General features: G+C 46.1%; 18 protein-coding genes. 9 read left to right on the forward strand and 9 right to left on the reverse strand.

The window, feature by feature from the left end; genetic code table 11:
* Positions 1–3: 3 nt before the first annotated feature.
* Positions 4–456, forward strand: a complete 453-nt coding sequence (locus RT717_RS25930) for an ExbD/TolR family protein (RefSeq protein ID WP_317489234.1) — start codon at positions 4–6, stop codon at positions 454–456.
* Here the strand turns inward: RT717_RS25930 and RT717_RS25935 are convergent.
* Genes RT717_RS25935 through RT717_RS25945 form a run of 3 tightly spaced genes read right to left on the reverse strand, consistent with a single transcriptional unit; the run spans position 453 to position 3341 of the window.
* Positions 453–1541: a glycoside hydrolase family 3 protein gene (locus tag RT717_RS25935; protein WP_317489235.1), complete on the reverse strand. Its 1089-nt coding sequence runs from the start codon at positions 1539–1541 to the stop codon at positions 453–455. The genes RT717_RS25930 and RT717_RS25935 overlap by 4 nt on opposite strands.
* Positions 1538–2890 carry a neutral/alkaline non-lysosomal ceramidase N-terminal domain-containing protein gene (locus RT717_RS25940; RefSeq protein WP_317489236.1) on the reverse strand — a complete coding sequence of 451 codons (1353 nt, stop codon included), beginning with the start codon at positions 2888–2890 and terminating at the stop codon, positions 1538–1540. The genes RT717_RS25935 and RT717_RS25940 overlap by 4 nt, the downstream gene beginning before the upstream one ends.
* A gap of 1 nt (position 2891) precedes the next feature.
* Entirely contained in the window at positions 2892–3341 is a 450-nt protein-coding gene (locus RT717_RS25945) for a DinB family protein (protein WP_317489237.1), read from the reverse strand.
* 141 nt (positions 3342–3482) lie between these two features.
* On the opposite strand from RT717_RS25945, the gene RT717_RS25950 reads away from it, so the two are divergent.
* From RT717_RS25950 to RT717_RS25960, 3 genes are all read left to right on the forward strand, one after another.
* Positions 3483–6644 (forward strand): VPS10 domain-containing protein, encoded by a 3162-nt coding sequence (locus tag RT717_RS25950; RefSeq protein WP_317489238.1) that lies wholly within the window; start codon positions 3483–3485, stop codon positions 6642–6644.
* A gap of 96 nt (positions 6645–6740) precedes the next feature.
* Positions 6741–6971: a type II toxin-antitoxin system Phd/YefM family antitoxin gene (locus RT717_RS25955; RefSeq protein WP_317489239.1), complete on the forward strand. Its 231-nt coding sequence runs from the start codon at positions 6741–6743 to the stop codon at positions 6969–6971.
* Entirely contained in the window at positions 6950–7333 is a 384-nt protein-coding gene (locus RT717_RS25960) for a type II toxin-antitoxin system VapC family toxin (RefSeq protein ID WP_317489240.1), read from the forward strand. The genes RT717_RS25955 and RT717_RS25960 overlap by 22 nt, the downstream gene beginning before the upstream one ends.
* Before the next feature lie 8 nt (positions 7334–7341).
* On the opposite strand, the gene RT717_RS25965 is transcribed toward RT717_RS25960, so the two are convergent.
* Positions 7342–7770, reverse strand: a complete 429-nt coding sequence (locus RT717_RS25965) for a DUF4783 domain-containing protein (protein ID WP_317489241.1) — start codon at positions 7768–7770, stop codon at positions 7342–7344.
* A gap of 104 nt (positions 7771–7874) precedes the next feature.
* Here RT717_RS25965 and gpmI point away from each other — a divergent pair, with 104 nt between their 5' ends.
* Both gpmI and RT717_RS25975 read left to right on the forward strand, forming a co-directional pair.
* The gene (gene gpmI, locus RT717_RS25970) at positions 7875–9395 is read left to right on the forward strand and encodes a 2,3-bisphosphoglycerate-independent phosphoglycerate mutase (protein ID WP_317489242.1); all 1521 of its coding nucleotides are present in this window, start codon (positions 7875–7877) and stop codon (positions 9393–9395) included.
* Positions 9392–9964 carry a hypothetical protein gene (locus tag RT717_RS25975; RefSeq protein WP_317489243.1) on the forward strand — a complete coding sequence of 191 codons (573 nt, stop codon included), beginning with the start codon at positions 9392–9394 and terminating at the stop codon, positions 9962–9964. The genes gpmI and RT717_RS25975 overlap by 4 nt, the downstream gene beginning before the upstream one ends.
* On the opposite strand, the gene RT717_RS25980 is transcribed toward RT717_RS25975, so the two are convergent.
* A complete protein-coding gene (locus RT717_RS25980) occupies positions 9961–10878 on the reverse strand; it encodes a universal stress protein (RefSeq protein ID WP_317489244.1) in 918 nt (305 codons plus the stop codon). The genes RT717_RS25975 and RT717_RS25980 overlap by 4 nt on opposite strands.
* Before the next feature lie 296 nt (positions 10879–11174).
* Between RT717_RS25980 and RT717_RS25985 the strand changes: the two genes are divergently transcribed.
* Both RT717_RS25985 and RT717_RS25990 read left to right on the forward strand, forming a co-directional pair.
* Positions 11175–12977, forward strand: a complete 1803-nt coding sequence (locus RT717_RS25985; protein WP_317489245.1) for an ABC transporter ATP-binding protein — start codon at positions 11175–11177, stop codon at positions 12975–12977.
* Between the two features lie 77 nt (positions 12978–13054).
* On the forward strand, positions 13055–13477 hold the full coding sequence (locus RT717_RS25990; RefSeq protein WP_317489246.1) for a Fur family transcriptional regulator: 423 nt from the start codon (positions 13055–13057) through the stop codon (positions 13475–13477).
* Between the two features lies 1 nt (position 13478).
* Here RT717_RS25990 and RT717_RS25995 read toward each other — a convergent pair whose 3' ends face one another.
* Positions 13479–13646, reverse strand: a complete 168-nt coding sequence (locus RT717_RS25995) for a hypothetical protein (protein WP_317489247.1) — start codon at positions 13644–13646, stop codon at positions 13479–13481.
* A 382-nt stretch (positions 13647–14028) separates the two neighbouring features.
* Here RT717_RS25995 and RT717_RS26000 point away from each other — a divergent pair, with 382 nt between their 5' ends.
* Positions 14029–15006 carry a TerC family protein gene (locus RT717_RS26000; RefSeq protein WP_151997692.1) on the forward strand — a complete coding sequence of 326 codons (978 nt, stop codon included), beginning with the start codon at positions 14029–14031 and terminating at the stop codon, positions 15004–15006.
* 14 nt (positions 15007–15020) lie between these two features.
* Here RT717_RS26000 and purE read toward each other — a convergent pair whose 3' ends face one another.
* From purE to RT717_RS26015, 3 genes are read right to left on the reverse strand one after another with little or no spacing between them, the layout of a single operon-like run.
* Entirely contained in the window at positions 15021–15557 is a 537-nt protein-coding gene (gene purE / locus RT717_RS26005) for a 5-(carboxyamino)imidazole ribonucleotide mutase (protein WP_317489248.1), read from the reverse strand.
* A 1-nt stretch (position 15558) separates the two neighbouring features.
* The gene (locus RT717_RS26010; RefSeq protein ID WP_317489249.1) at positions 15559–16692 is read right to left on the reverse strand and encodes a 5-(carboxyamino)imidazole ribonucleotide synthase; all 1134 of its coding nucleotides are present in this window, start codon (positions 16690–16692) and stop codon (positions 15559–15561) included.
* Between the two features lie 17 nt (positions 16693–16709).
* Positions 16710–18500 (reverse strand): MutS-related protein, encoded by a 1791-nt coding sequence (locus tag RT717_RS26015; RefSeq protein WP_317489250.1) that lies wholly within the window; start codon positions 18498–18500, stop codon positions 16710–16712.
* Positions 18501–18504: the final 4 nt, after the last annotated feature.

Genomic DNA, 18504 nt, shown 5'->3' on the forward strand with positions numbered 1-18504 from the left:
ACCATGAAATCCTTTAAACGAAAAACCATTGTGAATGCCGAGATTTCTACGGCGTCGCTTCCTGACATCGTCTTTTTACTGCTGTTCTTTTTTATGGTAACTGCTGTTATCAGAACAGACGAAAAGCTCGTGAAGTACGAAGTGCCCAAGGCGAAGCATATCAATAAGGCTGAAATGAAGACCCTCATCAGGGAGCTTCAGGTGGGCTTGCCAGCCAATACCCGACTAGGCACGGAGCCTTTGATTTCTGATGGAAGCCACTATTTGAAGATCAACGAGTTGGTACAGTGGGTCAACCAGGAAAAGGCGACCTTACCGGAGCCATACAAAGACCAGATGATCATTGTGCTGAAAGCTGATGAAGCAGTGAAAATGGGGTTGATCGCCGATATACAACAGGAACTGAGAAAGTCGAATGCAAGAAAGGTGCTGTACAGGTCGAAGGAAAATATTTAATATCCTCTGGCCCTCTTCAGCTTCACTATTCTGTCATAAGATTGCTTGATTCTTTCCTTTGGGATTTCTCCATTTTCCACCTTGCTTCGGATGATCTGATGGATTTGGTTCGCCGAATACCTTTCTGTTTGGCCCACATTATTGCAAATCAGCAGCATGTCTACTCCTGCGTTGATGGCCAACTCAATGGCCTTGTCCATGCCATAGTGTTTGCTGATGGCATGCATTTGCATATCGTCGGAGAAAACAACGCCGTTAAACCCGATGAAGTCCCTTAGGATGTTTTGAATAATCTTTTTTGATAGGGTGGCTGGCAGGGAGTCGGGATCGAGGTGTGCATTCACAATATGCGCCGACATTACAGCGTCCAGGCGGCCTTCATCAATAAGCAGCTTAAAAGGTCTGATCTCGTCAAACTGCCAGCTATTGCTCACGTCGGCCATGCTGCTGTGGGTGTCCTTGCTGGAGCTGCCGTGGCCGGGAAAGTGCTTGATGGACGTGACAATGCCTTCCTCCTGATGCGCCTTGATGAAAGCCGCAGCATACAGCGCCACCGAGTCGGCATTGCTGCTAAATGACCTGCCTAGTTTCACGATGACAGGGTTGTCCGGGTTCACAGCCACATCCACTGAAGGCGCAAAGTTGAGGTTGAAGCCCAATTCACGAAGCTGGACCGCCATACGCTTGGCCTGGGCATATGTGCTGTCGGCAATGCCCTGCCTGCCCAACTCCTGCGCCGACTTTGTTGTGACAAATCCATATTTAGGCTTCAGCCTGTTTACCCTTCCACCCTCCTCGTCAATGGCAATCCACAAAGGAATAGCTGACGCATATTTCAGTGTGTTGTTAAGCTGCCGGAGATTCTCAGCAGTATTGGTTTTGGTCAGGTTTTTCTCAAAATAGATCACCCCACCCACTTTGCCATCTTCAATGGCTTTTAGGAGTCCATCACCCTCTTTAATCGATTGCCTTTCCTCCAGTCCGATCATGATCATTTGGCCGATCATGATGTCGAGGCTGTCTGTTTGGGCAACTACGCTGCCACAAAAAAATAGTGTTATTAATAAGGTATAAATGTTTTTCATTTAGCGGTGTCGATTATATCACCAATAACTTCCGAAAAATAAGCACCATTGTAAGGCCCAAACCAGTTCATTGTCCTGGTTTCGTACTTGTTCAAATCATACCATTCGTCTTTTGTAACATAGCCCACGTAGCCTCCATTAAAGCTGGTGACCATCAGGTTCTGCCCCTGGGCTCGGGCCATGCTGTCTAGTGGTGCCATCAACTCTCCCGAAAAGTCGCAGGGTGTGCCAACCAAAAGGTTGTCCCCAATCTTCAAATAACTAACACCCGAGTCATAGTCGCCAAACAGCCAGTAAAACACCCAGGGCCGGGCGCTGATGTTCTCCGACACCTTGAAGCTCGGCTGGCGCAATTCCAATGGAAGGTATCCGCTCGAAATCGACGTAACGTATTCCGCCTGTATTAGAAAGCTGATTTGAGCAAATTGTGTCGCCAGATGCCCGGAAATATATTCCGCTTTTTCCCAGCCGTCAATTCCTTTTGGGCTATTAGGCCCTTGACTGCCCACAGCACCCGCACCGTATATCACGAAGTCTGCCAGAGAGTCGGCGACAAAGGTTTTTCGCAATGCAGCCGGGTAGTCGGCCGACAAGGCCAGGAAGCTGGAGGGTAGCGTGGTGGCATGTGCCGCAAACGTGGTAAACAAGGCACTTTTGCCGGAGTCTTTCACCACCTTCATCACCCTGAACCACGGATCGATCGTTCCTTTTTCTTTTACAAGACGATTGTAAATAAGCTCCCCGGCATCGAATGTCGCAAACCCGATTTTGGCCCTTTCTCTGTTTCCTTCCGCATCCTTTATGCTTTGAATCACCGCTTCAGCAATAAAATCAGCTACTTCCGGTTGGTAAGTGCCTGCAAACAACGTTCCTGTCAATCCGGGGCTCCAGGCCCCAATGCTGCAATGCGAGTGGACAGCAGTGAGAAAAGTGTTTTGGATAGAGTATCCTAATGACGGAAGCAGATTTTTTAACCTGATAACCACCTCGGGAGGTGTGATAAGGAGATCGAAGCTTACGATTGCTGCCTTTGCTTTTCCGTTGGAAAACACCATCGTCTTCACACCAACAGAATCATGAACGCCCTCAAAATGGGCTCCTTTTCTTTTTCCGTAGCCAGCCAATGGAATGGACTCAGGATAAACCAGAGAAGCTTCCGCCCAGCCAACTTGCAGCGTATCGCCAACTGAATTTTGGTAGGCGGCTGCCAGGGAGTCCATCCTGGCATGCATGGCCTCATAGTAGGGCATTTCCTGATAGGGAGTCCTGTCAATCGTCGTCAGCAGGCTTAACGCCAGTACTAAAACAACGCCGACAATCCAGGCCAGTACTTTTAAGAGGCGCTTCATATTAGCTGGCCACTATTCTGCGGAAGTAATTGATCTGTCCGTAATGGTAGTTAAGGTGTCCACTAAGATGAATGAGGAAATTTTGCGTCGTCATTGGCTTGCCGAAAACCTCAATAGGGTAGTTGCTGTGCAGTTGCTCTGACGTCATTTTGGCCAGCGTTTCAAGCACAGCCTTTCTTGTTGCCTGTAGCTCACTCGCCAGTTCGCTTTTGGGGAGTCCCTTTTTTCCAAACTCTCCCTCCCTGTCCCTTATGAAAGATGTTTTGCCGATAACAGCGCCAATAAAGTGTTGCAGGTTGCCTGCAAGGTGGAGAAAAAGATTGCCTGGCGAATTATTGATTTGCCCTGCGGTTTCCCACAAAATAGCGTCAGGCGTCAATTCGAGCTCTGTCTGTAGCCTATCTAAATCTCTTTCGAAAAGCTCCATTAAATCTTTAACAACAGTTTCCATCGCTTCTTATTTTTGTATTCAAAGACTAAAATTCCCGGCCAGTTCTATGAGTGGTGTTGGGCTTTAGGCTCGAAATTAAGACATTGGAAGAAAATACTACCTCAAAAGACCTATTTACTTAGAGATATAACCAACCTTAACATGATGAAGAGAAATCTATTGATTCTTCTGGCACTAATCCCCACCATGCTTTTTGCGCAGAAAAAAGGAGCTAAAGAAAAAACAGAACAAGTAGCGCTGGATGAAAAGCTTTATGCCGGACTTGAGTGGAGAAACATTGGGCCGACACGAGGAGGCAGATCCACAGCAGTGGCCGGTGTGCTGGGCGACGACCAAACCTACTACATGGGCACGGTTGGTGGCGGAGTATGGAAAACAACTGATGCTGGCATTAGCTGGAAAAACATCACCGATGGCTTTTTCAACACCGGAACAATTGGGGCAATTTCCGTAGCCGCATCCGATCCAAATGTTATCTACGTTGGCACGGGCGAGGCACCTATTCGTGGGGTGATGACTTCCAGCGGCGACGGTCTTTACAAATCGACCGACGCTGGCAAAACCTGGAGCCATATTGGGCTGGAGAACTCCATGCACATTTCTAAAATTGTTATTCATCCCACCAACCCAGATTTAATCTACGTGGGCGTTCAGGGTAATCCGTATGGCCCAAGCGACAACCGGGGCGTTTACAAAAGCACCGATGGTGGCAAAAGCTTCAAGGTCGTACATTTTGTCAACGAATTCACCGGAGTGAGTGACTTGAGAATGGATCAGTCCAACCCCAGGATTCTTTACGCAGCCATGTGGGATCATCAGCGGCTGCCATGGTATTCGAGAAGCGGTGGCAAAGGAAGTGGTATATTCAAAAGCGTTAATGGCGGCGAAACCTGGGAAAGGCTCTCAGAGGGATTGCCAAAAGTGGTGATGGGCAAGATTGGCGTGTCAGTTTCGCCAGCCGACCCCGAAAGAGTGTATGCGATTATCGAATCGGACGAAGGAGGCTTGTACCGTTCGGATGATGCCGGTAAAACCTGGAAAAACATGAACAAGGAGAGGGTGCTGCGGGCTCGTTCTTGGTACTATATGCATATTCAGGCCGATCCGGCAAATGCAGACGTTGTTTATGTGATGAACGCCCCCCTGCTCAGAAGCATCGACGGCGGAAAATCTTTTGTCAGCTTGCCTGTGCCACATGGCGATACCCACTCAATCTGGATCAATCCTGATCGACCAGCCAACATGGTGTACGGCGGCGATGGCGGCGCTGCTATTTCCTTTAATACTGGCAAAACCTGGAGTACGATTGAGAACCAACCCACTGCACAGTTTTACAGAATCAATGCCGACAATCGATTCCCCTACTGGGTGTATGGCGGCCAGCAGGACAACTCATCAGTAGCCATTCCCAGCAGTACCAATGGGCCTGTCATCGAATGGCAGGATTGGATTGCAGGCGTAGGTGGCTGCGAAAGTGCCTATGTGGCATTTGATCCCAACAACCCATTGCTCATGTATGCAGGCTGTTATCAGGGCATCATCGATGAGTATAATCTCGTCACTAAAAAAACGAAGGGCATTAAAGCCTATCCGGAAAGCGGGCTGGGCGAACCGTCCGACGAAGTCAAATACCGGTTCAACTGGAATGCACCAATCATTGTTTCTCAGCACAACCCCAGCACAATTTATCACGCAGGAAATAAAGTACTCCGCTCCACCAACCGGGGATTGACCTGGGAAGAAATGAGTGGTGACCTAACCAGAAACGACTCCACAAAGCTCGGGCTCATGGGCGGCCCAATTACCAACGAAGCGGCTGGTGGCGAAATCTATCATACTATTTATTACCTGGCCGAGTCTCCTCATGACGCAAAGGTTCTTTGGGCAGGAGCAGATGACGGCTTATTGCATATTACCAGAGATGCAGGGAAAACCTGGACGAACGTGAGCCCCAAAGAGGCCGGCGAGGGCATGATTAATTCTATTGAAGTATCTCCTCATACACCAGGCACTGCCTATGTGGCGTTTACGAAATATAAATTTGGGGACTTCACTCCTTATTTATACAAAACGACAGATTACGGTCAAAGCTGGCAAATGCTTACAAAAGGTATTGGCGCAAAGGCATTTGTGAGAGTCGTAAGAGAAGACCCTAACCGCAAGGGGTTGCTTTTTGCCGGCACCGAAAGAGGACTTTACATCAGCTTTGATGGTGGGCAGCAGTGGAGCCAATTCAAGCTTAATTTCCCGATGACGCCGGTAACTGACCTGAAGATTCACCACAACGACCTGCTGGCGGCTACATCAGGAAGGGCATTCTGGATCCTTGATGATATCACCTCTTTGCAAGAGCTGACCCCACAGGTAGCAACAACTGATGCCTATTTGTACAAGCCACGGGAAGTTGTTAAAAGCGGTAATGCTTTCGATTTGCCAAATGTGACCGTTGGCAAGAGCGCTTATAAAGGGGCCCTTATCCGATATCATTTGAAGGAAATGGGGGAAAAAGACTCCACATTGTTAAAACTTGAAATAGCTGATGCTGAAGGTAAGGTTTTGAGAACTTTCAACAGCGCTTCTAAAAAGAAAGCTGAGCAACTTCCAAAAAAAGCCGGCATGAATGTGCTGAAGTGGGACTTGCGAGGTGAGAATATTGAGACAGCCGAAGGCGTATTTGTACCAAGCTTTGGTGGCGGGGGCATGTCGAGCTACATGGTTGGCCCAGGCACTTATACAATAACGCTGACCTTTGGCGACAAAACAATGGAGCAGGCACTCAACATACTTCCTGACCCGAGGGACGCCGCTACGCTGGCACAGCACAGAGAAAAACAGCAGGTACTTGAGAGAATAGAGCTTGACATCGAAGATATATATCAGTCTCTGAAAGACCTGCAGCAAGTTCGCAAACAACTGAAAGCCATGGATGAAAGGCTGGGCGATTCGGACGAATACAAATCGATCAATGACAAGAGCAAGGCCATTATAAAGAAAGTGGGAGCGACTGAAGAAAAACTGATCCAACCGAAGCAGGAAACATTTCAGGACGTGGTCAACTTCCGCAGCATGCTCGACAGCCAGCTGTACGACCTTTTACAAACCATTGACGGGAATTCGCCCCCGCTTACCGATGGCGAGAAGGAACGCTATAACGACTTGAAAGAAATATGGAATACAAGGAAAACGGAGATCATGCAGATTTTGAGCGATGATGTTCCGGCCTACAACAATATGCTGGAGGAGAAAGGTGTGCCCTACGTGGCGCCGAATAACGACAAGAAGGAAGAAAAGTTAGGGAGCTGAAAATATCAACCATTGATCGAAAAAAAGGCCAGTTGCAGTACTGGCTTTTTTGTTTTACGTACGAACTATTTACATTTATCGTACGTATCATCAACTATGGGTATAACAACTTCAAAACTAAGGCAGAACATTTACAAGTTACTTGATCAAGTGGCTGAAACTGGCGAGCCCCTGGAAATAAAAAGAAAGGGAAAAACCCTCAAAATTGTAGTGGAAAATCAAGCTTCTAAGTTGGCTAACTTGAAAAAACGTGATGTGATTGTGGGAGACGCTGAGGAGCTTGTTCATATAGACTGGAGTAGCGAATGGAACAAGAAGCCTATTTAGACACACATGTCGTTATCTGGTTGTATGGGGGAGAAATTAATAAAATTTCGCCGAGAGCAATCTCAGTCATAGAAGAATCCAAACTATACTATTCTTCATTTCTAAGACTTGAGCTGAAATATCTATTCGAAATAGGGAAGATAAAAGTAGCCCCAGATGTTGTTCTGAAGAGTTTGGAAATAGAGATAGCCCTAACTAATCGGGACAGCCCGCTACATGTGCTTGTGAATAAAGCGATGGAACATTCCTGGACAGGAGATCCATTCGATAGAATGATTGTAAGTCAGGCGCAATTAGAAAATTGTGTCCTGGTAACCAAGGACTCGCTTATTGGAGAGAACTTCAAGAATGCAGTTTGGTAATTTGGAGACTATTCCTTAGTCAGGTCAAGCGTATCCACCAGATACTTGCCATTGAACGATTTCAGCAGCATATATACCCTGTACGTTCCGTTGGGGTGTGAAAGCTGACCAATGGTGTAGAGCAAACCTTCTTTCGAATTTCCCTGGTGTATATAGTCAAATGAAGAAGGAGGGTTCTCTTTGAAGAAATCCTTCATAATTATTTCGGCCTGTGTTTTACTGTAATTCGACTTTTCGCCGTCTACATTCAGCGAGACAGTTTCGTTAAAATAGCGCACAAGCTCTTTGGAAGAGCCAGCTTTTATAGCCGCTTTCACATTGCCTACTACCTCCGTTTGTGTTTGGCCAAAGGCCATGGTAGCAGTAAAAAGAAATAATATTGTAAACCGTTTCATGATTCTGAATTCAACAGTTGTAAGCAACAAAAATTGCGCCATTATTGAGCAGTTTGAAAAATAGAGACTAAGAATTTGACAGAATGAAACTAACATAATCAGGCAGCAGTTACAAAAGAAAAAAGGACAACCGTATATTTGCCCCTATGAATAAGAAAGTAATTCTGATGATTTTGGATGGCTGGGGAATTGCCTCCAACCCGAAAGTGTCTGCTGTTGACGCAGCCAACACCCCTTTTGTAGATTCGCTCTATAAAAAATATCCACACAGCAAGCTTCAGGCTTCAGGTCTTTTTGTCGGGTTACCCGACGGACAAATGGGGAATAGTGAAGTAGGGCATATGAACCTCGGAGCCGGAAGAGTAGTGTATCAGGATTTGGTAAAGCTCAACAAGGCGGTCGAAGAAAATACACTTGGCGATAACGAGGAGCTGGTCAAAGCACTGGATTATGCAAAGAAGAACAATAAGAAGGTGCACTTCATTGGGTTAGTTTCCGATGGCGGTGTTCATTCACACATTATGCATTTAAAGGGGCTATGCTCTCTGGCCCATGAAAAGGGGCTGGAAAAAGTATTTGTGCACGCCTTCACTGACGGCCGTGATTGTGATCCAAAGTCGGGGCTTGGCTTCCTGAAAGACCTTCAGTCGCATATGAGCAAAACTGCCGGGGCCATTGCAAGCATCACTGGGCGCTACTTTGCCATGGACAGAGACAAGCGTTGGGAGCGGGTGAAGCTAGCCTACGATGCTATGGTGAACGGTGAGGGCAAAAAAACTGGCGATGTGCTGAAAGAAATGCAAGCCTCATACGATGAAAATGTTACTGACGAATTTATCAAGCCGATTATACATACGGACGCCGCTGGGAAACCGCTGGCTGTTATAGAAGAAGGAGATGTGGTTTTGTGCTTCAATTTCCGTACCGACAGAGGAAGGGAGATTACCGAAGTGCTCACCCAAAAAGACTTTCCAGAGCACGGCATGAAGAAATTGTCGCTGTACTATGTGACCATGACCAACTACGACGACACCTTCAAAGACGTGAAAGTGTTGTTCGATAAGGACAACCTGGTCAATACCCTTGGCGAGGTACTGGCTGCCCACGGCAAGAAGCAAATCAGAATAGCAGAAACAGAGAAATACCCTCACGTTACGTTTTTCTTTTCCGGTGGAAGGGAAGAGCCGTTTGATGGAGAGAAAAGGCTTCTTTGCCCGTCGCCTAAAGTGGCTACGTACGATTTGAAACCCGAGATGAGTGCGGAGGACATTCGTGACGCCATTATCCCGGAGCTAAAGAAACAAGAAACTGACTTTGTTTGCCTCAACTTCGCCAACCCCGACATGGTAGGCCACACCGGAGTGTTTGAAGCGGCAGTGAAGGCGGTGGAAACTGTTGATCGTTGTGCTGAGGCTGTCGTAACTGTTGCATTGGAAAATGGCTACAGCACTTTTATCATTGCCGACCACGGCAACTCCGACATGATGATCAATGAAGACGGGTCACCCAACACAGCCCACACCACCAACCCTGTGCCATGTATTCTCGTAGACAACGACTATCGTGGCCCGATTAAGGATGGAAAACTCGGAGATTTGGCGCCAACGATTCTTAAGATGATTGGCATTCCAAAGCCAGAAGAAATGACTGGCGAAGAACTTATATGAGGAATATTGTTATCGGCTCATTGATATTGGGCCTGGCGCTGAGTGGCTGCGAAAGCAGCTCTTCAGCGAAAAAAATTTCGGCTTACTTTGATGTGGCTGAGTTGTTTCTGTCGCAGGCTAAGCTTATCGAAAACGTTTCGTTTGAAAAATCTGCCTCTATTGACAGCCTCATTGAGACGAAGACGCTAAAGTTTGATAGCCTTGAATGGACCAAGGAGCTATCAATGTTCATTAATATGGACATTAACAAAGCAGTGCTGGTCGGGGCGTTCAGTGAGGAAAAGACCAATTCATCTGATGGCAGCAGCGTTCTATACAAAAAGAAGCCAGAGGTTGAATCTGGTGTGCAGTGGATGAAGCTTGATTATGATAGTCAGGGCAATGTGGTAGCTTTTTCAGGCCGATTCGAAGAGGAAAACGCATTGTACCAAAACAGTCGTGAGCTATTTGCCACCTTTGCTGCCCAAAACGGCGTGTCCACTTTGGAAAGCTACCGCATCAAAGGCTTTCAAAAAATATTGATGAAGGACACTGTTAACTATCAAATTGAGGCAAAGGCACTCAATTAAAGGTTCTTGAAGGCTTGCATGAATCCCATGTTTGCCTTTTTGTCTTTTACGATCATATAAGGAATCTCTTTATTGGCCCGTAAGAGCTCAACAGCCACACTTCCCATAAGCAAGGCAGCAACCATGGTTCTCCCCTTCGAACCGAGGATAATCATGTCGGCGGCTTGCACTTTGGCCTCCGTAAAAATCACATCAGCTGGCTTGTCATCTTCATCAAGATTAAAAACTTGTATCACATCGTCTTCATTGATTTGGCACGCATTTAAAAAAGTCTTCATCTGCTTTTCGGCATTGTGCTTCATAATGATGGCAAAATCAACGTACTCCTTGCCAGTGTAGTGATAGCCAACGGGAACTTTGTAGACATTTTGAAGAAGAACCTCCACATTTCCCAATTTTTTTAAGGCCATGGCCACATCAACTGCCATGGCAGAGTTTTTGGAAAAATCGACAGGTACCATCACCTTATCTAGTTTGAAAGAAGCGTTTTCAGGCACAAACAACACGGAAGCATGGCAAATGGCAGTGATTTTTGCTGCATTGGTGCCGGAGCCTTTTAAAGATTTTTTGAGTCCCATCACAATCAGATCTATTTCCTTCACCTGTGACCATTTCAAAATTTGTTCAGTCTCGTTGCCATCTTTCACCACTGCCTCATAAGGCGTGTCACATTTATTCACAAAATACTTGGAGGCCTCGTCATTGATTCCTTTTTCGAGTGCCTCATCCGCCGGCCCGGTGATGTTCGGGAACATTTTCTTGATCTCTTCAGGAATCTCCAGCTTTTTTGAGACATGGATAAAGTAGACTTTTGCGTTGGGAAGCGCTTTGCTAAGATGGGCTGTATACTCCATCAGAGTCTGATCGATGGGTGACAAGTCTAGGCAAACAAGAATTCGCTGAAGTGGGTACATGACGGATTGATTATAATGGCACTTTTGACTTAATAGAATATTTGTCTCAAGAATAGCTTGTCCCCGAAATGGGTAAGCAAACTGAACAATATCCAGACATGAATATTTGTCATATTTCTGATAATTACAATGAATTTTATAAGAGTCATTGATGATTTCCGTCAGGCCGTCGAAATTGTGATTCGATTTCTCTCTCGATTCGGGGATTAGGTTCTTAACTTTGCGCCGAACAAAACTTTTTGTTTCTACCCAATGTATTACTTAAGGTTTTGAATATTGTTTGATATAAGTAGCTGATGGCAAGAAGTAACTCACGGTTCTCCACCCTTGAAAAAGAGGAGAAGCGCCCCCTCAATAAAGATAATTTCAAAAAGCTTTTAGGTGTTTTCAGATTTATTTTGCCCTATAAGGCCGGGTTCATAGCAGGCTTGGTGCTATTGCTTTTTACAAGTGGCATACTGCTGTCCTTTCCTTATGTGGCTGGTAAGCTCATCGATGTTGCCTCCGGCAAGGGGTCGTGGTTGCTCAACGACATCACGTCGATTGCGCTGGCACTCATTGGGATTTTGCTGGTGCAAAGCATTGTCTCTTTTTTTCGGGTTTATTTCTTCGCAACCGTGTCTGAGCGCACAGTCGCCGACATAAGAACCCACCTTTATCAAAAGCTTATCAGGCTGCCCATTACCTTTTACGACAGCAAGAGAACAGGAGAGTTGATCAGTAGAATCACTTCGGACGTGACCATGATTCAGGATACATTTACTGTAACCCTGGCGGAGCTGATTCGCCAAACATCAATCTTGATTATTGGCCTTGGGCTGATTTTTTACACGATGCCGTCGCTGAGTGTTTTTATGCTGGCCACTTTCCCGGTGTTGATTCTGGCAGCGATGTTTTTCGGCAGGTTTATCCGGAAAATGTCAAAAAAAACCCAGGACGCTTTGGCCAACGCCAGCGTAGTGGCCGAAGAGACGCTCCAGTCTGTTCATACAGTAAAAGCTTTTACTAACGAGCAGTATGAGATCAAAAGGTACCGGGCGTCAATGTCGGCTGTAGTAAAGGTGGCCTTGAAAACCGCTACTTACCGGGCCGGCTTTATCTCTTTTGTAATTTTTGCCCTGTTTGGCGGCATAGTCGGCGTAATGTGGTACGGTGCCACGCTCGTTCAAAACGGAGAGCTGACGGTTGGCGATCTGCTTTCATTCGTGCTCTACACCACTTTCATCGGTGGGTCAATTGCCGGCCTCGGGGATCTGTTTGGTCAGATACAGAAGGCAATTGGTGCTTCGGAGCGGATCCTGGAAATTCTTGAGGAAACTGAGGAGGTCGAAAGCAAGGAGCAGGAATCGATCAGTATACAAGGTGAGATTGCTTACGAAAATGTAACCTTTAGTTACCCTACCCGCAAGGAAATGCCAGTGCTGAAGAACATAAGCTTCCACGTGCCTCATGGTAGTAAGGTGGCGCTGGTAGGTCAAAGTGGAGCGGGTAAGTCGACAATCATTCAGCTGCTGATGAGGTTTTATCAGCCAGATACGGGGAAAATATTGATTGATGGAAAGGACAACCAATCCTATTCTATTTCAGCTTTGCGGAAGCACATCGGTATTGTGCCTCAGGAGGTGATTCTTTTCGGCGGCACTATTTTAGAGAATATTCGCTACGGTAAACCCGACGCCACAGAAGACGAAGTAGTGGAAGCTGCCCGGCAGGCTAACGCCCTGGACTTTATCCTAAGCTTTCCCGAGCAGTTTGATACCATTGTGGGCGAACGGGGCATGAAGCTTAGCGGAGGGCAGCGGCAGAGGATTGCCATCGCCAGGGCTATTTTGAAAAACCCTTCGATTTTAATACTTGACGAAGCCACCAGCTCGCTGGATGCCGAGTCGGAGCGACTGGTGCAGGATGCCCTGGAGAAACTCATGAAGGATCGCACAACGGTCATCATTGCCCACCGATTGGCTACGATTAGAAAGGTGGATCGAATTTACGTGATAGGTGACGGGCAAATTACTGAGCAAGGGACTCATGACGAGTTGACGAATGATGAGGAGGGGAAATACAGTCAACTGGTGAAGCTTCAACTCGAAGTGTCCTAATCACTTTCAGTCTAATCAGGAGCTTTGTATATTGTTCAAAAATTACTGTACAACCAAACACCCGGTAGCATACAGGAATGTCAGAATTAATTTTAAAAGAAACACTCAAAGGACATCGACTGCGAAACACGCAATGCAGGGCGGATATACTGGCTATATTCTATGAGCACGATTTTGCCTTGTCGCATGCCGATATTGAGGACAGGGTAAGCGAACATTACGACAGGGTGACTGTGTACCGAACGCTAAAGACCTTTGTAGATAAAGGTTTGATTCATAAAGTTCTTGATGATAACGGAGCTCAGAAATATGCTTTGTGCAATGCCGACTGCTCCGAAGACTTACATAAGCACGAGCATGTTCACTTTAAATGCATCAGGTGTGGGCTCACAACTTGCCTCGACGAATCAGACATTCCTGGAATAAAACTACCGGCCGGGTATGTCTTGATGGATGTAAGCATGCTGGTGACTGGCTATTGCAAAGACTGCCAACAATAACTCAAACTGGCATTTCCTCCCGCTCTTCTTCGTCAATAAACACCAGCCTTGGATTGCCGTCTGGCAGGCAAACGCCCGGGGGAAGATCAATTTCCGGTGGCCCTTTCACTGTAATACCTCCGTCGTCGTCATCGTCATGCCCGCCGACATCTTTATTTCTCTTCTTCATAAGAGTGACCATCAGATACACAAGTATCAGATAAGCAATCCCAACAAGGATAAGGTCTAAAGTATAACCACCTAGCATACAGCTCTTTTATACAATGATTTTACAAAAAAACCCTAGTATTATCAAATGAAATGAATTAATTCAAACAATTTAATTCACCTCAAATAGGATTTCCGACAAGGTCAGCTATCCTAATGATATTCATACGTATTTTGAGAAACTTTTAAATTGTACATTTCTAATATAATCCACTCTTTTGACAATCGGCGTGGTTTTTTATATTGCCTAATTCTTGTTTTATTTGCCGGTCGTTTGAAAAAAACCGCAGCTATTATTTTCTTTACAATGCCTTTTTTGACCTGTGTCCTAACGCCTTTTGTTTATGCTTGATCAACTGCTAGCCAACAGTGAAAACCTCTTGTACGGCATTTTCGGTATTGTAATCACTATCTTTTTAATTCTTGATCTAGGCGTCTTTCACAAGAAACCAGGAAAGATTAGCCAAAAGGATGCGCTTCAGCAGTCGCTGTTTTGGGTTGTTGTTTCTATTATTTTCGGTGGCGTTATTTATTTCTACTATGAAAATCCCGTGCCTGGCGTTACGCCCTATGAAAGTATGCTTGAATTTTACTCGGCATATCTCACAGAGAAAGCACTAAGTATTGATAATATATTTGTTATTCTTCTTATCCTTCGCTACTTCAAAGTGAAGGATGAATACTATCATGGCATTCTTTTTTGGGGGATATTGGGCGCCATCATTTTCCGGGCAATATTCATTTTCGTCGGAGCGCTTTTGATCAGCAAAGCACATTGGATTCTGTACGTCTTCGGCGTGTTTCTTGTCTATTCAGGGCTTAAAATATTCAAGGATGATGAGGACATGGAAATTGAGCCAGAGAAGAATCCCCTCATTCAACTTGCCAGAAAGTTCTTTCCCATCTCAAAAGGAGACATGGGCGGCAGGTTTGTCATCTTCAAACAAGGTAAGCTTATATTTACGCCACTTTTTCTGGTTATTATTCTTATTGAATCTACCGACCTCATTTTTGCCGTAGATTCCATTCCCGCTGCGTTTGCGATTACTCAGAACCCGTTCATCATCTACACATCCAATATCTTTGCCGTGATGGGCCTAAGGGCGATGTTCTTCCTGCTGTCTAACGTGCTTGATAAGTTTTATCTGCTTCAAAAAGGCCTGGCGATCATCCTCATATTCATTGGAGCGAAGATGCTGGTGGACATTTTCAGTATTCACGTCCCCGTGATATGGTCATTCAGTATGATTTTGGTAGTGTTGATAGGATCTATCATACTCTCACTTATCTTCCCGAAGAAACCTGAATTGGTAAACAACTAGCAGTTGTAGCTGAGCTATTTTTTGAAACCTATTTGTGCGGACTTCCACCCCTGATTTTCCAATTTGGTGGCACTGTCCTCGACGGTAGATTTTAGTTTGTCTTTGTAGGCCTGCAAGGCGTTGGCAACCTTGTCATCAAACGTAGAAACAATCTCAGCTGCAAGTATGCCAGCATTTTTGCCTCCGTCCAGTGCTACAGTCGCTACCGGAATACCGCCAGGCATTTGTAGAATAGAAAGGATTGAGTCCCAGCCGTCAATAGAATTCCTGGATTTAACCGGCACCCCAATCACAGGTAAAGTGGTGATGGAAGCGACCATCCCTGGCAGGTGAGCCGCACCGCCCGCACCGGCTATAATTACTTTCAGACCTCTTTTGCGGGCTTCTTCAGCGTAGGATATCATTCTGTGTGGGGTGCGGTGTGCTGAGACAATGGTTACTTCGCATGGAACGCCAAGCTCTTCCAGTATTTCTGCTGCCTCCTGCATCACAGTGAGGTCCGACTGGCTACCCATGATCACACCTACAATTGGTTTTTTATCTTCAGCCATTTTATGCCTTTATTTTCAGTTTATCTTTTACCCAATAAGCCAGGGTTTTCAGGTCTTCAGCGCTTTCGTTGACTATCGTCACGTGCCCCATTTTTCTAAAAGGCTTTGTTAGCCTTTTGCCATAAAGGTGAGGATGTACCCCTTCTTTTTGCAGCACCTCTTCCAGTCCTTCGTAAACAGCTTCTCCCTGAAAACCTTCCTCTCCGAGCAAGTTGACCATAGCAGCCGGAGTATGGGCCCTGGTGCTTCCCAGGGGCCACCCTAAGATGGCTCTCAAGTGCTGCTCATACTGCGAGGTAATATTCGCCTCTATCGTCTGGTGTCCGCTGTTGTGAGGCCGGGGGGCAACTTCATTAACGAGAATTTCGTGATCCCTGGTGAGAAACATCTCCACAGCCAGCAACCCCACCATGCCAAGTTTGGTAATTACTTTTTCAGCGAGAGCTCTGGCCTTCTGTTCCACTTCGATTGAGATCTGGGCTGGCGAGAACAAAAACTCAACGAGATTTGCCTCTGGATGATAAACCAATTCCACTACAGGAAAGGTTTTGATCTCGCCCTGCTCATTTCGGGCGACAATTACGGAAAGCTCTTTCTCAAAATCTATCAGTTTTTCCAAAAGCCCAGGTTGGTCAAATGCTTTTGTCAAGTCTTTTTCGGACCTGATTACCTGAACACCACGGCCATCATAGCCTTCTCTTCCAAGTTTGTTTACTGCTGGCAGAAAGTCGGCTTGGGCGGCTACATCGGCAGCATTTTCAGTCAGCACAAACTTTGCTGTTGGAATGCCTTCCTTTTGGTAAAACTGTTTTTGAAGTCGCTTGTCCTGTATCAACTCAATAATATGAGGCTGAGGGAAAACCTTTTTGCCTTCTTCTTCCAATTTTCTGAGCGCTTGGGTGTTTACATGTTCAATCTCTATGGTAACAACATCACAGTCTTTACCAAACTGATAGATCGTGTCGAAGTCTTTGAGATTGCCGTTAACAAATCCGTCTACGAGGTCTTTGCAGGGAGCTGAAGGGTCAGGATCGATTACTTTGAAAGGGATGTTAAAATCGATGCCGGACTGTATGAGCATGCGCCCAAGCTGGCCACCACCTAGAATGCCAATTTTTCTGTTTACTGTTGCCATGGTTTGATGCAGCGAAATTAGGGAATTATTTCTATTCCTATGTTCTTCATCAGTTGTGAGGCGTTGAAGCTTTTGCAGGGCCCCTCGGTCAGCTTGTAGTCGAACAGCAGCTCATCGCCCTTCACAAGGCTGTTAAAGCTGAAGTTGGTTACAAGAGGGTCAGTATTGCCCAGCTCGCTTAAGGAGAGGTCGTGTGTAGAAATAAAGCCTGCCGCCTTTTCTCTAAGAAGCTGCCTCACAAGGGCCTTTGTGCCAATATGCCTGTCCTCTGAGTTGGTGCCTTTCAATACCTCGTCGAGCATGTAGAGAACCGGAGCTCCCGTTTCCAATAGATCTAAGAGCTGCCTGAGCCGTTTTAGCTCTGCATAAAAAGACGATACGCTTTCCGATAGGTCATCGTGGGTGCGCATGCTGGTGAAGAGCTCCATATAGGAGATAGTCATGCTGTTGGCGCAAACCGGGGCTCCTGCCAATGCCAGTACCGAATTTACCCCCACTGTTCGCAGGAAAGTGCTTTTTCCTGACATATTGGATCCTGTTATCAATATTAATCCCTTGCCATCAAGCACAAAATCATTTACAACTCGCTTCTTAGCTGGAATCAAAGGGTGGCCCAGCTGACTGGCTTTTAGGTCAAAATCCCAACCAGATGTTTCAGGGTAGACATAGGCCGGGTTGGCAAAGGCAAACCCTGCCAGGCTACTAATGGCTTCCATTTCACCCAGAGCTTCCATCCAACCGCCCACGTGATCAATGTTTTCGTCAAACCATTTCTGCGCCAGTGTAATAAGCCAAAAGTCGAGAAGAAGAAATGAGTTGAGAATTTGATAGAGCATGTTGATCCGGCTGTCGAACCGATTTACCACCTCGTGCAGTTTTTTGAAGGCGACGGACGCCGAGGGCCCGGGGTTTAATAAAATGGATTGATGGTCATGAAGCAAGCTGTTTTCAAACTTGCCCGTTTCAATGCAGTTGAACAAATCTACATAGACGGATAACTGTTTTGACAGGCCCTGCATTTTTTGATACTCCTCGTTCATTGACTTCATCAATGCAACGAGAAAAAAGCTATTGAGGATTGCTGCGAGAAACACCCACTGCCAAACCACCACTGACAAGATCGCCAATCCGTAAATGACCAGCGAAACAGCCATAGAAGCGGCTGCCCAAATTTTAAAGCCTTGAGAGATGGGGGCTGGTTTTGACAAAAGCTGCTCTAAGGGCACTACGGGCTTTGACTTATCCGGTAGATTCATCCTCCCAAAGGCCTCAAACGACTGCCTCCATTCGATTTGACTTTCAAGCTCACGAACAGCCTGCTGCCTTGGGCTAACAACATTGGCTTTTGCCGGAAAGCTTAGCCACGAAGCAAGGGTGGCCGTCCCCGGCGGCGTCGATCCACGGTTGACAAGCTGAAAAATGGAATGCCGCCCGAAAATATCGAGATCGGCTACGTAAGGGTGATTTTCGCTGAGGAATTCTTTGCCATCCGAAAGGTGCTTGATGTCGAGCTGCTGCCTTCTGACTTCATCTTGATTGACCGCCAGCATCGACTTAAGAAACGAGAGATTCTTTTTCGTTTTGTTGTACACATTTACAAGGGAGCCAAAAATCAAAAAGAAGCCCACGAGAACAAAGAAAACCGGCCACGCCATTCTCTCATTGGCGAAATAGACTAACGCAATGATGGATACCACAAAAATGCCTATTCTATAGGTAGACCACTCCCTGAGCTTACCGGCAACTTCAGATGTCTGACGTTCAAATGTGGTAATACGAGCTTTGAAAAACGCTTCTTTTTCGTCCATTTCT

The sequence above is a fragment of the Imperialibacter roseus genome (assembly GCF_032999765.1).
GTDB lineage: Bacteria > Bacteroidota > Bacteroidia > Cytophagales > Cyclobacteriaceae > Imperialibacter > Imperialibacter roseus.

Excerpts from the sequence above, each read along its gene's own strand:
- RT717_RS25930 (WP_317489234.1), top strand. The coding sequence starts at position 4 with ATGAAATCCTTTAAACGAAAAACCATTGTGAATGCCGAGATTTCTACG.
- RT717_RS25935 (WP_317489235.1), bottom strand. The coding sequence starts at position 1,541 with ATGAAAAACATTTATACCTTATTAATAACACTATTTTTTTGTGGCAGC.
- RT717_RS25940 (WP_317489236.1), bottom strand. The coding sequence starts at position 2,890 with ATGAAGCGCCTCTTAAAAGTACTGGCCTGGATTGTCGGCGTTGTTTTA.
- RT717_RS25945 (WP_317489237.1), bottom strand. The coding sequence starts at position 3,341 with ATGGAAACTGTTGTTAAAGATTTAATGGAGCTTTTCGAAAGAGATTTA.
- RT717_RS25950 (WP_317489238.1), top strand. The coding sequence starts at position 3,483 with ATGATGAAGAGAAATCTATTGATTCTTCTGGCACTAATCCCCACCATG.
- RT717_RS25955 (WP_317489239.1), top strand. The coding sequence starts at position 6,741 with ATGGGTATAACAACTTCAAAACTAAGGCAGAACATTTACAAGTTACTT.
- RT717_RS25960 (WP_317489240.1), top strand. The coding sequence starts at position 6,950 with ATGGAACAAGAAGCCTATTTAGACACACATGTCGTTATCTGGTTGTAT.
- RT717_RS25965 (WP_317489241.1), bottom strand. The coding sequence starts at position 7,770 with ATGGCGCAATTTTTGTTGCTTACAACTGTTGAATTCAGAATCATGAAA.
- gpmI (WP_317489242.1), top strand. The coding sequence starts at position 7,875 with ATGAATAAGAAAGTAATTCTGATGATTTTGGATGGCTGGGGAATTGCC.
- RT717_RS25975 (WP_317489243.1), top strand. The coding sequence starts at position 9,392 with ATGAGGAATATTGTTATCGGCTCATTGATATTGGGCCTGGCGCTGAGT.
- RT717_RS25980 (WP_317489244.1), bottom strand. The coding sequence starts at position 10,878 with ATGTACCCACTTCAGCGAATTCTTGTTTGCCTAGACTTGTCACCCATC.
- RT717_RS25985 (WP_317489245.1), top strand. The coding sequence starts at position 11,175 with ATGGCAAGAAGTAACTCACGGTTCTCCACCCTTGAAAAAGAGGAGAAG.
- RT717_RS25990 (WP_317489246.1), top strand. The coding sequence starts at position 13,055 with ATGTCAGAATTAATTTTAAAAGAAACACTCAAAGGACATCGACTGCGA.
- RT717_RS25995 (WP_317489247.1), bottom strand. The coding sequence starts at position 13,646 with ATGAAGAAGAGAAATAAAGATGTCGGCGGGCATGACGATGACGACGAC.
- RT717_RS26000 (WP_151997692.1), top strand. The coding sequence starts at position 14,029 with ATGCTTGATCAACTGCTAGCCAACAGTGAAAACCTCTTGTACGGCATT.
- purE (WP_317489248.1), bottom strand. The coding sequence starts at position 15,557 with ATGGCTGAAGATAAAAAACCAATTGTAGGTGTGATCATGGGTAGCCAG.
- RT717_RS26010 (WP_317489249.1), bottom strand. The coding sequence starts at position 16,692 with ATGGCAACAGTAAACAGAAAAATTGGCATTCTAGGTGGTGGCCAGCTT.
- RT717_RS26015 (WP_317489250.1), bottom strand. The coding sequence starts at position 18,500 with ATGGACGAAAAAGAAGCGTTTTTCAAAGCTCGTATTACCACATTTGAA.